Here is an 11,881-nt window from a genome sequence, read left to right as displayed (position 1 = left end):
GCGGGTGCTCACCCCCGACGGCAAGGCCAACGCCGCCATCTGGCTGTCCTGCGGGCAGAAGGTGCATGACATCGCCTTCGCCGAGTACCCCGAGCCGGGCAAGCTGCACCACTGTTCCTCCCTGATGGAGAGCTGGGACCAGGTGCTGCGTGCCGGCGACATCATGTCCATGAACCAGGTGGCGGTGGACATCGGCCCGACCCGGCATGGCGTCACCCGCGGCTGCACCATCTACGCCTGGGACCCCTCCGGCAACCGCTTCGAGACCTTCTTCGGCGGTCACCTGCCTTACCCCGACTACGAGACCCTGACCTGGACCTTCGACAACTTCGGTCAGGGTCTGGACTACCCCCAGCGCAAGCTCCACGAGACCTTTCTCTCCGTGGTGAGCTGAGGCCGGCATGGACACCACCCGCCGCTTCGTGCGCCTGTCGGGCGAGCGCCCCAACGGTTTCGTCGAGTTCGAGTTCGCCATCGGCGAGCCGGAGATCTTCGTCGAGATGATCCTCGGCCGCGACGCCTTCACCGAGTTCTGCACGACCAACCGGGTGGAGATGCTGCCCCCCCGGGAGGCCGACGCCCCCCAGGGCGACTGGGACTGGCGCCTCGCCGACGCCACCCACACCCGCTTCCGATAATTCCAACAGGAGACTCCCCCATGCAGATCGACCTCCGCACGGTCGCCATCGAGCCCCAGCGCCAGGCCTTCGACCACCTGGTCCGCCGCTTCGGCAACAAGCCCGCCTCCCGCTACCAGGAAGGCAGCTACGACATCCAGGCCGCCGAAAACCTCCACTACCGTCCCACCTGGGACCCGGACCACCAGCTCTACGACGCCAGCCTGACCCGCATCGTGATGGCCGACTGGTACGCTCTCAAGGACCCGCGCCAGTTCTACTACAGCACCTACACCCTGACCCGCGCCCGCCAGCAGGAGAACGCCGAGGCCAACTTCAGCTTCGTCGAGAGCCGTGGCCTGGCCGACATGCTGCCCGAGGCCCTGCGCGCCACCGCCCTCGCGGTGCTGCTGCCCCTGCGCCATGCCGCCTGGGGCGCCAACCAGAACAACACCTTCGTGTGTAGCTACGGCTATGGCGTGGTCTTCACCCAGCCCTGCATCTACCACGCCATGGACAATCTGGGCATCGCCCAGTACCTGTCGCGCCTCGGCCTGCTGCTGGGCGACACCGAGGCCCTGGATGCCGCCAAACGTGACTGGATGGACAGCCCCGCCTGGCAGCCCCTGCGCCGCTACGTGGAAGACTGCATGGCCTGCCGCGACCCCTTCGAGCTCTTCGTGGCCCAGAACCTGGCCATGGACGGCCTGCTCTATCCGCTGATCTACGACCGCATTGTGGATGAGCACCTGTCGGTGCAAGGCGGCTCGGCGGTGGCCATGCTGACCCAGTTCATGAGCGACTGGTTCGACGAAACCCGCAAGTGGATCGACGCGGTGATCAAGGTGGCGGCTGCCGAATCCGACGCCAACCGTGGGCTGCTCGAAGGCTGGACCCGCCAGTGGAGCGCCCGCGCCGCCTCGGCCCTGCTTCCTGTTGCCGAGCTGGCTCTGGGTACCCAGGCCGACGAAGCCATGGCCGAGCAACTGGCCGCATTCAAGGCCCGCGCCGCCAAGGCCGGCCTCACCCTCTGAAGGAGCGCCATGTCCACCGTATTCATTGCCCTGCAGGCCAACGAAGAGACCCGTCCCATCATCGAAGCCATCGAGATCGACAACCCGGCGGCGGTGGTGAACCGCCAGCCCGCCATGGTCAAGATCGACGCCGAAGGCTCCCTGGTGATCCGCAAAGCCACCATCGAAGAGCTGCTCGGTCGCAGCTTCGACCTGCAGGAACTGCACATCAACCTGATCACCCTGACCGGCCACGTCGAAGAAGACGACGACAGCCTGACCCTGAGCTGGAACAGCTGAAAGAGGAGAGCACCATGGACATGAAAGTCGCCAAGAAGAAACTCGGCCTCAAGGAGAAGTACCGCACCATGACCCGCGACCTGGGCTGGGAGCCGAGCTACCACAGCAAGGAGGCACTGTTTCCGTATGTGGGTTACGAGGGCATCAAGATCCACGACTGGGACAAGTGGGAAGACCCCTTCCGCCTGACCATGGACGCCTACTGGAAATACCAGGCCGAAAAGGAGCGAAAGTTCTACGCCATCATCGATGCCCACGCCCAGAACAACGGCCACCTCAATCTCACGGACGCCCGCTACCTGTCGGCCCTGAAGATCTTTCTGCAGGCCATCAGCCCGGCCGAATACGCCGCCCACCGGGGCTTTGCGCGGGTTGGCCGCGAGTTTCCGGGGGTGGGGCCCCAGGTGGCGTGCCAGATGCAGGCCATCGACGAGATCCGTCATGCCCAGACGCAGATCCACGCCATGTCCAACTACAACCGTTATTACAACGGTTTCCATGCCTTCGCCGATCAGCGCGACCGCATCTGGTACACCTCGGTGGCCCGCTCCTTCTTCGACGATTCCATGAGCGCCGGGCCCTTCGAGTTCATGATCGCCATCGGCTTCAGCTTCGAGTACGTGCTGACCAACCTGCTCTTCGTGCCCTTCATGTCGGGGGCGGCCTACAACGGTGACATGGCCACCGTAACCTTCGGCTTCTCGGCCCAGTCGGACGAGGCCCGCCATATGACTCTGGGCCTGGAGGTGATCAAGTTCATCCTTGAGCAGGACCCGGACAACCTGCCCATCGTCCAGGCCTGGATCGACAAATGGTTCTGGCGCGGCTTCCGCGTGCTGGGCCTGGTGAGCACGATGATGGACTACATGCTGCCGAAGCGCGTCATGTCCTGGCGCGAAGCCTGGGAGATCTACGGCGTCGAGAACGGCGGCGCCCTGTTCAAGGACCTGGCCCGCTACGGTATCAAGCCGCCCAAGGATTGGGACGCCGCGGCCAAGTCCATCGACCACATGTCCCACCAGTTCATGCTGGGCCTGTACCAGTGGAGCTTCGGCACCGCCTTCCATGCCTGGATACCGTCCGACGACGACATGCGCTGGCTGTCGGCCAAATACCCGGACAGTTTCGACACCTACTACCGCCCGCGCTGGGAGCACATCAAGAAGATGGCCGCTGCCGGCACGCCCTTCAAAAACTACGGCCTCGCCAAGCTGTGCCAGACCTGCCAACTGCCCTGCGTGTTCACCGAGCCGGATGACCCGACCCTGACCTGCCACCGGGAGACGGTCTACAAGGAACACAAGTACCACTTCTGCTCCGACGGCTGCCAGCACGTCTTCGAGAACGAGCCGGAGAAATACATCCAGGCCTGGCTGCCCATGCCCCAGCTGTTCCAGGACCCGGTCAATGGCGACCTTGGCGAGTGGATGAAGTGGGTCAGCCTGCTCGACGGCAAGGACAACGGAGATTACGCCAGCTCCGAAGACAAGCAGAACTTCGAAGCCTGGCGCGGCCTGGCTACCACCAACCAGTAATAGCGGCGGGCGGCCTGCAAGGGATGTGCAGGGGCGACTTCAGTCGCCCATCCCCACGCGGATCACCGCCATGCCGTCGATCGACGTCCACGGGCGACTGAAGTCGCCCCTACAGGTCGCGTCTGCAGACCCTGTGCGTCGCAATACAAGACAAGAGATCAGGAGACTCAACATGCCCGTTGTTGCCATCAAGGAATACACCGCCACCCCCCGCGACCGCGTGGAGAACTTCAACGGCAAGCAAATCGTTTACGCCAGCTGGGACCGCCACCTGCTGTTTGCTGCCCCCTTCCTGCTGTGCCTGCCGCCCGAAACACCCTTTGGTGAGCTGGTGAAGGGCCCCCTCAGCATGCTCGTCCAGCCCGACCCCGACGCCGCCGCCATCGACTGGACGGCGGTGGAGTGGCTCAAGTCCAACCAGCCCTGGACCCCTGACTTCAACGCCAGCCTGGCCGCCAACGGCATTGGCCACAAGGACCAGCTCCGCTTCCGCACCCCGGGCCTCAACAGCCTGGCGCCGGCGGCCTGAGGGAGGGTGCGATGAGCTACGAGCTGACCATCGAGCCCCTTGGCCAGACCATAGAAATCGAGGAAGGCCAGACCATCCTCGATGCGGCCCTGCGTGCCGGCATTTACCTGCCCCACGCCTGCTGCCATGGCCTCTGTGCCACCTGCAAGGTGCAGGTGAGTGATGGCGAGATCGAACACGGCGAGGCCTCCACTTTTGCCCTGATGGACTTTGAGCGCGAGGAGGGAAAATGCCTGGCCTGCTGCGCCACCGCCCAGGGTGATCTGGTGATCGAGGCCGAGATCGAGGAAGACCCGGACGCCGAGAACCTGCCCGTGCGGGATTTCGACGGCACGGTGAGCCGCATCGAAACCCTCACCCCCACCATCAAGGGCGTGTGGATCAAGCTGGATGCGCCCATGCGCTTCCAGGCCGGCCAGTATGTGAACCTGGAGCTGCCCGGCGGCATCGGCAGTCGCGCCTTCTCCATCGCCAGCCCGCCCTCGGCCGATGGCGAGGTGGAGCTCAACATCCGCATCGTGCCGGGAGGGCAGGGCACCAGCTACATCCACGAAAAGCTCCAGGCCGGTGATCGGGTGCGCATCGCCGGGCCCTACGGGCGATTCTTCGTGAAGAAGTCGGCCGCGGTTCCGGTGGTCTTCATGGCCGGTGGCTCGGGCCTGTCCAGCCCCCGCTCGATGATCCTGGACCTGCTGGAGGAGGGCTTCGACAAGCCCATCACCCTCGTCTATGGCCAGCGCAGCCGGGCCGAGCTGTACTACCACGACGAGTTTCTGGCCCTGGCGGCGCAGTACCCCCACTTCCGCTATGTACCGGCTCTCTCCCACGAACCGGAGGGCTCGGGCTGGGAAGGCTTCCGGGGCTTTGTCCATGACGCCGCCAAGGCTGCCTTCGACAACGATTTCCGTGGTCACAAGGCCTACCTGTGCGGCCCGCCCTTGATGATCGAGGCTTGCATCACCACCCTCATGCAGGGGCGCTTGTTCGAGCGCGACATCTACACCGAGAAGTTCATTTCGGCAGCGGATGCCCAGCAGGTGCGCAGCCCGTTGTTCAAGGCGATCTGAGGCATTCCGCCGAGCGCGGGCGGAGCCGCCTGCATCGAGCAATCGCGGTCAGGTCCCGGGCCGCGGCAGCGTGCATGGGGGCGATGTCTGCTGCCGCTCAAGCCGTGTGCCCTGAGCCCTATCGCGAAGGGTTGGGGCCGTTGTCATCGGGTAGCAGGAACTCGGCCCAGCGATACCTGGCAAGCCGCATTGCCACCAACTGGTGCGACCGGATCAGAGCCGCCCGCAGCTCTGTGTCAGGCAAGGGAAAGGGGGTCTCCATCGACACCCAGCGCGCCCGGGCCAGGTAAGGTGCCGGGCGAATGCCGGGACGGTCGATGAAGGCAAGAAAGAGATCGTTATCCACCTTGAAAGCCAGGCTCTCCCGAGCTTTGGCCGACGTGCTCAGGATGGCGAACATCTTGTTGTCGGCTATTGAGAAAACCCGGTTGTTGCCCCACTTGATGGATTCATGGGCACCGGGGAGCTGAAGGCAGAGGTCTGCGACTTGGGTGGGGGTCATGGGCAGGAGAGGGGATTGGGGCTGCGTGTCGGCCTTATTCGGGGCTCAACTATAAAGCCGGATGCCGACCAAAAAAAAGCGGCCCGAAGGCCGCTGAAACAACGCTACAACAGGGTTCTTTACGTGCTTACTTCTTGCGCGCCGGGGGCACGTCGGTGCAACTGCCGTGGGCTACTTCGGCGGCCATGCCGACGGTCTCGCCCAGAGTCGGGTGGGGGTGAATGGTCTTGCCGATATCCACCGCATCCGCGCCCATCTCGATGGCCAGGCACACCTCGCCGATCATGTCGCCAGCGGAGGGGCCGACGATGGTGCCGCCGATGACCCGATGGGTTTCGGCGTCGAAGATCAGCTTGGTGAAGCCGTAGTCGGCACCGTTGGCGATGGCGCGGCCACTGGCAGCCCAGGGGAACTTGGCGGTTTCCACCTTCTTGCCTTCGGCCTTGGCCTGGGCTTCGGTGTAGCCGACCCATGCCACTTCCGGATGGGTGTAGGCCACGCCCGGGATCACGGTAGCGTCGAAGGCGGCCTTGTGGCCGGCGGCGACTTCCGCGGCCACGTGGGCTTCATGCACGGCCTTGTGGGCCAGCATGGGCTGACCGACCACGTCGCCGATGGCGAAGATGTTGGGCACGTTGGTGCGCATCTGGGCATCCACCGGGATGAAGCCGCGGTCGGTGACGATGACGCCTGCCTTCTCGGCGCCGATCTTCTTGCCGTTGGGGGCACGTCCCGCCGACTGCAGGATCATGTCGTACTTGACCGGCTCGGTGGGCGCGCCTTCGCCTTCAAACGTCACGTAGAGGCCGTCTTCCCGGGCATCCACGCCGACCGTCTTGGTTTTCAGCATGATCTTGTCGAAGCGGTGGGTGTTCTGCTTCTCCCACACCTTCACGGCGTCCCGGTCGGGGCCCTGCATCAGGCCGTCCATCATCTCCACCACATCGACGCGGGCGCCGAGGGAGGAATAGACGGTGGCCATTTCCAGGCCGATGATGCCGCCGCCGATGACCAGCAGCTTGCCGGGAACGAAGCGCAGCTCCAGTGCGCCGGTGGAGTCGACGATGCGCGGATCACGCGGGATGAAGGGCAGATGCACCGCCGCCGAGCCGGCCGCGATGATGGCCTGCTTGAACTTCACCACCTTCTTGGCGCCGGTTTTCTCTTGGCTGGTGCCGGTGGTTTCTTCGACTTCGATGTGGTTCGGGTCGAGGAAGTGGCCGTAGCCACGGATGATGTCCACCTTGCGGCCCTTGGCCATGCCGGCCAGACCGCCGGTGAGCTTGCCGACAACCTTTTCCTTGTGGGCGCGCAGCACGTCCACGTCCACCGTGGGCTTGGCGAAGCTGACGCCAGCGGCGCCCATGTGCTCCGCCTCATCCATCACCGCGGCCACGTGCAGCAGGGCCTTGGAGGGGATGCAGCCGACGTTCAGGCACACGCCGCCAAGGGTGGCGTAGCGCTCGATGATGGCGGTCTTGAGGCCCAGGTCGGCGGCACGGAAGGCGGCGGAGTAGCCGCCGGGGCCCGCGCCGAGCACAACCATGTCGTACTCCACGTCGGCCGCGCCGCCGTGGCTGGCGGCAGCCGGAGCCGCCACCGGCGCAGCGGCAGGGGCCGCAGCCGGGGCTGCCGCGGCGGCCGGCGCCGGGCTGGCGCCTGCGCCTTCGGTTTCAACCACGATCAGCACCTTGCCTTCGCCAACCCGGTCACCCAGGGCAACCTTGACTTCCCTGATCACGCCGGCGGCGGAGGAGGGCACGTCCATGGTGGCCTTGTCGGATTCGAGGGTGGCGATGGCGTCGTCCACCTTGATGCTGTCGCCGACCTTCACGAACAGCTCGATGACGGGCACGTCGGAAAAATCGCCGATGTCCGGAACCTTGACTTCTACGAGGCTCATGGCGATCTCCTTAGAGCATGACCCGACGGAAGTCGGCCAGCAGTTGGGCGAGGTACACGTTGAAGCGGGTCGCCAGGGCGCCGTCGATGACGCGGTGGTCGGCGGTCAGGGACATGGGCAGGGTGAGGCGCGGCACGAAAGCCTTGCCGTCCCATACCGGCTTGAACACCGACTTGTTGACACCCAGGATGGCCACTTCCGGTGCATTGACGATGGGCGCGAAGTAGGTGCCGCCGATGCCGCCAAGGCTGGAGATGGTGAAGCAGGCGCCGGACATGTCGGCGGGCTTGAGCTTGCCGTCACGGGCGAGCTTGGCCAGGTTGCCGGTTTCGGCGGCGATCTCGAACACGCTCTTCTTGTCGGCGTCCTTCACCACGGGCACTACCAGACCATTGGGAGTGTCGGCGGCGAAGGCGATGTTGAAGTACTTCTTGTAGACCAGGTTGTCGCCGTCGAGGGAGGTGTTGAACTCGGGGAACTCCTGCAGGGCGCGCACCGAGGCCTTGATGATGAAGGCGAGCATGGTGAGCTTCTTGCCGGACTTCTCGAACTCCTTGTTCATCTGGACGCGGAAGGCTTCCAGATCGGTGATGTCGGCGTCCTCGTGGTAGGTGACGGCCGGGATCATGGCCCAGTTGCGGGCCAGGTTCTGGCCAGAGATCTTCTTGATGCGCGACAGGGGCTTGACGTCGATCTCGCCGAACTTGGAGAAGTCTACCTTCGGCCAGGGCAGCAGGTCGAGCCCGCCACCCAGGCTGCCGACAGCCGCAGCAGCCACGGTCTTGCCCGGAACGACGCCGGTGCTCATGGCGCCCTTCACAAAGCCGGTGACGTCGGCCTGGGTGATGCGGTTCTTCGGGCCGGTGGCCTTGACCTGGGCCAGATCGACACCCAGTTCGCGGGCAAAGGCGCGCACCGACGGGCTGGCGTGCACCTTGCCGCCCAGGGTGACGGCGGACGGGGCGGCGGCTGGGGCGGCAGCGGCCGGTGCCGCTACCGGTGCAGCGGCGGGGGCTGCGGCAGCCGGAGCGGGCGCCGCTGCGCTGGCGGCCGGCGCGGGGGCGGCAGCAGCGCCGGCACCGGTTTCGACCTTGATCAGCACCGAACCTTCGGAGACCTTGTCGCCCAGCTTGACCAGCACCTCCTTCACCACGCCGGTGGCGGATGAGGGGACGTCCATGGTGGCCTTGTCGGATTCGAGGGTGGCGATGGCGTCTTCGGCCTTGATGCTGTCGCCGACCTTCACGAACAGCTCGATCACCGGGACGGAGTCGAAGTCGCCGATGTCCGGCACCTTCACTTCAACCACGCCACCACCGGCGGCGGCGGGGGCTGCCGGTGCAGCGGCCGGAGCCGGCGCGGCAGCCGCGGGTGCCGGCGCTGCCGCAGCCGGGGCAGGTGCTGCAGCGGCAGCGCCGGCGGCCTCGACGCGGATCAGTACGGTGCCTTCGGCAACCTTGTCACCCAGGCTGATCAGCACTTCCTTGACCACGCCGGCAGCGCTGGACGGCACGTCCATGGTGGCCTTGTCGGATTCCAGGGTGGCGATGGCGTCGTCCACCTTGATGGTGTCACCGACCTTGACGAACAGTTCGATCACCGGCACCTGGTCGAAATCGCCGATGTCCGGAACCTTTACTTCGATGAGTTGGCTCATGTTTGCACTCCTCGCGATCAGACGGACATGGGGTTGGGCTTGTTCGGGTCGAGCTTGTACTTGACCAGAGCGGCGGCAACCTTGTCGCGTTCGATCTTGCCTTCGTCGGCCAGCGCCTTGAGGGCGGCCAGGGTGACCCAGTGACGATCCACTTCAAAGAAGTGACGCAGCTTTTCACGGGTGTCGGAGCGGCCGAAGCCGTCGGTGCCCAGGGTGACGTAGGTGTTCTTGACGTAGGGGCGGATCTGCTCGGAGAACAGGCGGATGTAGTCGGTGGCGGCGATCACCGGCCCGACGGCGCCTTCGAGCTTCTGCTCCACATGGCTCTTCTTCGGGGCTTCCAGTGGGTGCAGCAGGTTCCAGCGGTTGGCATCCTGGCCGTCGCGGGCCAGTTCGTTGAAGCTGGGGCAGCCCCAGATGTCGGCTTCCACGCCCCAGTCGTTCTTGAGCAGGTCGGCGGCGGCGATGACTTCGTTGAAGATGGTGCCGGAGCCCAGCAACTGGACGCGCAGGTCGCCCGCGCCGCCCTTACGGAAGGCGTACATCCCCTTGATGATGTCGGCCTCGGCACCTTCGGGCATTTCCGGGTGCTCGTAGTTCTCGTTCATCACCGTGAGGTAGTAATAGACGTCTTCCTGCTCGGCGAACATGCGGCGCATGCCGTCCTGCACCACCACGGCGACTTCGTACTGGAAGGTCGGGTCGTAGCTGATGCAGTTGGGGATCATGTTGGCCATGAGCTGGCTGTGGCCGTCTTCGTGCTGCAGGCCTTCCCCGTTCAGGGTGGTCCGGCCGGCGGTGCCGCCGATCAGGAAGCCGCGGGTGCGCTGGTCGGCAGCCGCCCAGCACAGGTCCATGGTGCGCTGCAGGCCGAACATGGAGTAGAAGATGTAGAAGGGCACCATCTGCACGCCGTGCACGCTGTAGGCGGTGCCGGCAGCGATCCAGTCGGCCATGGCGCCGGCTTCGTTGATGCCTTCCTGCAGCACCTGGCCGGTCTGGCTTTCCTTGTAGAACATGAGCTGGTCATGGTCTTCGGGAACGTACTTCTGGCCTTCCTGGTTCCAGATGCCGTACTGGCGGAACATGCCTTCCATGCCGAAGGTGCGAGACTCGTCGGGCACGATCGGGACGATGTTCTTGCCGATCTGCTTGTCCTTCAGCAGGGTGTTCATGATGCGCACGATGGCCATCGTGGTGGACAGCTCGCGGCCTTCGCCGGAAGCCTTGAGCAGGGCGCCAAAGGCGTCCAGACCCGGCACGGCCAGGGGTGCGGCGGTGCGGCGACGCTGGGGCAGGAAGCCGCCCAGGTCCACCCGGCGCTGCATCATGTACTTGTATTCGGCGGAGTCTTCCGGGAAGCGCAGGTAGGGCAGCTCGGCCAGCTTGTCGTCAGGCACGGGGATGCCGAAGCGGTCGCGGAAGCGGCGGATCGACTCGATGTCCAGCTTCTTCTGCTGGTGGGAGATGTTCATGGCCTCGCCGGACTGGCCCATGCCGAAGCCCTTGATGGTCTTGGCCAGGATCAGGGTCGGGGCGCCCTTGTGGTTAACGGCGGCGTTGTAGGCGGTGAAGATCTTGAAAATGTCGTGGCCGCCGCGGTTGAGGTTCCACACCTCGTCGTCGGTCCAGTCGGCCACCAGCTCGCGCAGCTCGGGGGTGTTGAAGAAGTGCTCGCGCACATAGGCGCCGTTCTTGGCCTTGAAGGTCTGATATTCGCCGTCGCACAGCTCCATCATCCGCTTCTTCAGGATGCCTTTCTTGTCGCGGTTGAACAGGGCGTCCCAGTGGGTGCCCCAGATCAGCTTGATGACGTTCCAGCCGGCACCGCGGAACTCGGCTTCGAGTTCCTGGATGATCTTGCCATTGCCGCGCACGGGGCCGTCGAGGCGCTGCAGGTTGCAGTTGATGACGAAGATCAGGTTGTCCAGCTTTTCGCGGCCGGCCATGCCGATGGCGCCCAGGGACTCGACCTCGTCGGTCTCGCCGTCACCCAGGAAGGCCCACACCTTGCGCTGCTCGGCCTTGGCGGCGTCGATCATGCCGCGGCTGGCCAGGTATTTCATGAAGCGGGCGGAGTAGATCGCACACAGGGGGCCGAGGCCCATGGAGACGGTGGGGAACTGCCAGAAGTCCGGCATCAGCCACGGGTGCGGGTAGGAGGAGATACCCTGGCCGTCGGTTTCCTGACGGAAGTTGTCCATCTGGTCGTCGGTGAGGCGGCCCAGCATGTAGGCGCGGGAGTACACGCCCGGCACCGAGTGGCCCTGGAAGAAGATCAGGTCGCCACCCGTTTCATGGTTGATGCTCTTCCAGAAATGCGAAAAGCCCACGTCATAGAGGGCTGCGGCGGACGCGAAGGAGGCGATGTGGCCACCCACGTTGGTGTCCTTGTTGGCACGCACGACCATGGCCATGGCGTTCCAGCGGATGTAGGAATGGAGCTTGATCTCCATGTCCGGATCGCCCGGGTACTTGGGCTGCTGGTCGGCAGGGATCGTGTTGATGTACTGGGTGTTGGCGGAGTAGGGGATGTCGATCCCTTCCTCGCGGCCTGCCTCGATCAGCTTCTCGATCAGGAAGTGCGCCCGTTCCGGGCCTTCCTGGGCGACGACGCCCTCAAGTGCTTCCAGCCATTCCTTGGTTTCCTGGGCGTCGATGTCTGCCTGGGAATTCTGCGTGTTCGCGGCCATGGTTTGTCTCCTCATGACTTTGCGGGTTGTGGGTTGCTGACGTGGGTAACGACAGCGGGCTTTCA

At 64.9% G+C, this 11,881-nt stretch carries 11 protein-coding genes; 7 read left to right on the top strand and 4 right to left on the bottom strand.

Translation table 11 applies throughout. The features are described from left to right. The 7 genes from PHI64_RS17920 to PHI64_RS17890 form a co-directional block, all read left to right on the top strand. Nucleotides 1-394, top strand: a 394-nt coding sequence (locus tag PHI64_RS17920) for a VOC family protein (protein WP_299885687.1), incomplete at its 5' end; no start/stop codon positions are given. A gap of 7 nt (nucleotides 395-401) precedes the next feature. Next, nucleotides 402-638 carry a phenol hydroxylase subunit gene (locus PHI64_RS17915; RefSeq protein ID WP_299885684.1) on the top strand — a complete coding sequence of 79 codons (237 nt, stop codon included), beginning with the start codon at nucleotides 402-404 and terminating at the stop codon, nucleotides 636-638. A gap of 20 nt (nucleotides 639-658) precedes the next feature. Further along, complete coding sequence (locus PHI64_RS17910) at nucleotides 659-1,651, top strand: aromatic/alkene monooxygenase hydroxylase subunit beta (RefSeq protein ID WP_299885682.1); 993 nt, start codon at nucleotides 659-661, stop codon at nucleotides 1,649-1,651. Nucleotides 1,652-1,660: 9 nt separating this feature from the next. Beyond that, entirely contained in the window at nucleotides 1,661-1,930 is a 270-nt protein-coding gene (locus PHI64_RS17905) for an MmoB/DmpM family protein (RefSeq protein WP_299885680.1), read from the top strand. A gap of 14 nt (nucleotides 1,931-1,944) precedes the next feature. Further along, nucleotides 1,945-3,465, top strand: a complete 1,521-nt coding sequence (locus tag PHI64_RS17900; RefSeq protein ID WP_299885678.1) for a YHS domain-containing protein — start codon at nucleotides 1,945-1,947, stop codon at nucleotides 3,463-3,465. A gap of 172 nt (nucleotides 3,466-3,637) precedes the next feature. After that, nucleotides 3,638-3,994, top strand: a complete 357-nt coding sequence (locus tag PHI64_RS17895; protein WP_299885676.1) for a phenol hydroxylase subunit P4 — start codon at nucleotides 3,638-3,640, stop codon at nucleotides 3,992-3,994. Between the two features lie 11 nt (nucleotides 3,995-4,005). Further along, nucleotides 4,006-5,061 carry a phenol 2-monooxygenase domain-containing protein gene (locus PHI64_RS17890; RefSeq protein ID WP_299885674.1) on the top strand — a complete coding sequence of 352 codons (1,056 nt, stop codon included), beginning with the start codon at nucleotides 4,006-4,008 and terminating at the stop codon, nucleotides 5,059-5,061. A gap of 118 nt (nucleotides 5,062-5,179) precedes the next feature. Here PHI64_RS17890 and PHI64_RS17885 read toward each other — a convergent pair whose 3' ends face one another. The 4 genes from PHI64_RS17885 to aceE form a co-directional block, all read right to left on the bottom strand. Beyond that, complete coding sequence (locus PHI64_RS17885) at nucleotides 5,180-5,563, bottom strand: MmcQ/YjbR family DNA-binding protein (RefSeq protein WP_299885672.1); 384 nt, start codon at nucleotides 5,561-5,563, stop codon at nucleotides 5,180-5,182. Between the two features lie 127 nt (nucleotides 5,564-5,690). After that, complete coding sequence (lpdA, locus tag PHI64_RS17880; protein WP_299885671.1) at nucleotides 5,691-7,466, bottom strand: dihydrolipoyl dehydrogenase; 1,776 nt, start codon at nucleotides 7,464-7,466, stop codon at nucleotides 5,691-5,693. Nucleotides 7,467-7,476: 10 nt separating this feature from the next. Then, nucleotides 7,477-9,123, bottom strand: coding sequence for a dihydrolipoyllysine-residue acetyltransferase (aceF, locus tag PHI64_RS17875; RefSeq protein ID WP_299885669.1), 1,647 nt, complete (start codon nucleotides 9,121-9,123; stop codon nucleotides 7,477-7,479). A 17-nt stretch (nucleotides 9,124-9,140) separates the two neighbouring features. Further along, complete coding sequence (gene aceE / locus PHI64_RS17870; protein WP_299885667.1) at nucleotides 9,141-11,816, bottom strand: pyruvate dehydrogenase (acetyl-transferring), homodimeric type; 2,676 nt, start codon at nucleotides 11,814-11,816, stop codon at nucleotides 9,141-9,143. Between the last annotated feature and the right edge of the window lie 65 nt (nucleotides 11,817-11,881).

Source organism: Zoogloea sp. (assembly GCF_028689785.1).
In the GTDB taxonomy this organism is placed as follows: domain Bacteria; phylum Pseudomonadota; class Gammaproteobacteria; order Burkholderiales; family Rhodocyclaceae; genus Zoogloea.
This window is presented reverse-complemented; position numbering and strand designations above follow the sequence as displayed.

Coding starts and splice junctions, on each gene's coding strand:
- PHI64_RS17915 (WP_299885684.1), top strand. CDS start 402: ATGGACACCACCCGCCGCTTCGTGCGCCTGTCGGGCGAGCGCCCCAAC.
- PHI64_RS17910 (WP_299885682.1), top strand. CDS start 659: ATGCAGATCGACCTCCGCACGGTCGCCATCGAGCCCCAGCGCCAGGCC.
- PHI64_RS17905 (WP_299885680.1), top strand. CDS start 1,661: ATGTCCACCGTATTCATTGCCCTGCAGGCCAACGAAGAGACCCGTCCC.
- PHI64_RS17900 (WP_299885678.1), top strand. CDS start 1,945: ATGGACATGAAAGTCGCCAAGAAGAAACTCGGCCTCAAGGAGAAGTAC.
- PHI64_RS17895 (WP_299885676.1), top strand. CDS start 3,638: ATGCCCGTTGTTGCCATCAAGGAATACACCGCCACCCCCCGCGACCGC.
- PHI64_RS17890 (WP_299885674.1), top strand. CDS start 4,006: ATGAGCTACGAGCTGACCATCGAGCCCCTTGGCCAGACCATAGAAATC.
- PHI64_RS17885 (WP_299885672.1), bottom strand. CDS start 5,563: ATGACCCCCACCCAAGTCGCAGACCTCTGCCTTCAGCTCCCCGGTGCC.
- lpdA (WP_299885671.1), bottom strand. CDS start 7,466: ATGAGCCTCGTAGAAGTCAAGGTTCCGGACATCGGCGATTTTTCCGAC.
- aceF (WP_299885669.1), bottom strand. CDS start 9,123: ATGAGCCAACTCATCGAAGTAAAGGTTCCGGACATCGGCGATTTCGAC.
- aceE (WP_299885667.1), bottom strand. CDS start 11,816: ATGGCCGCGAACACGCAGAATTCCCAGGCAGACATCGACGCCCAGGAA.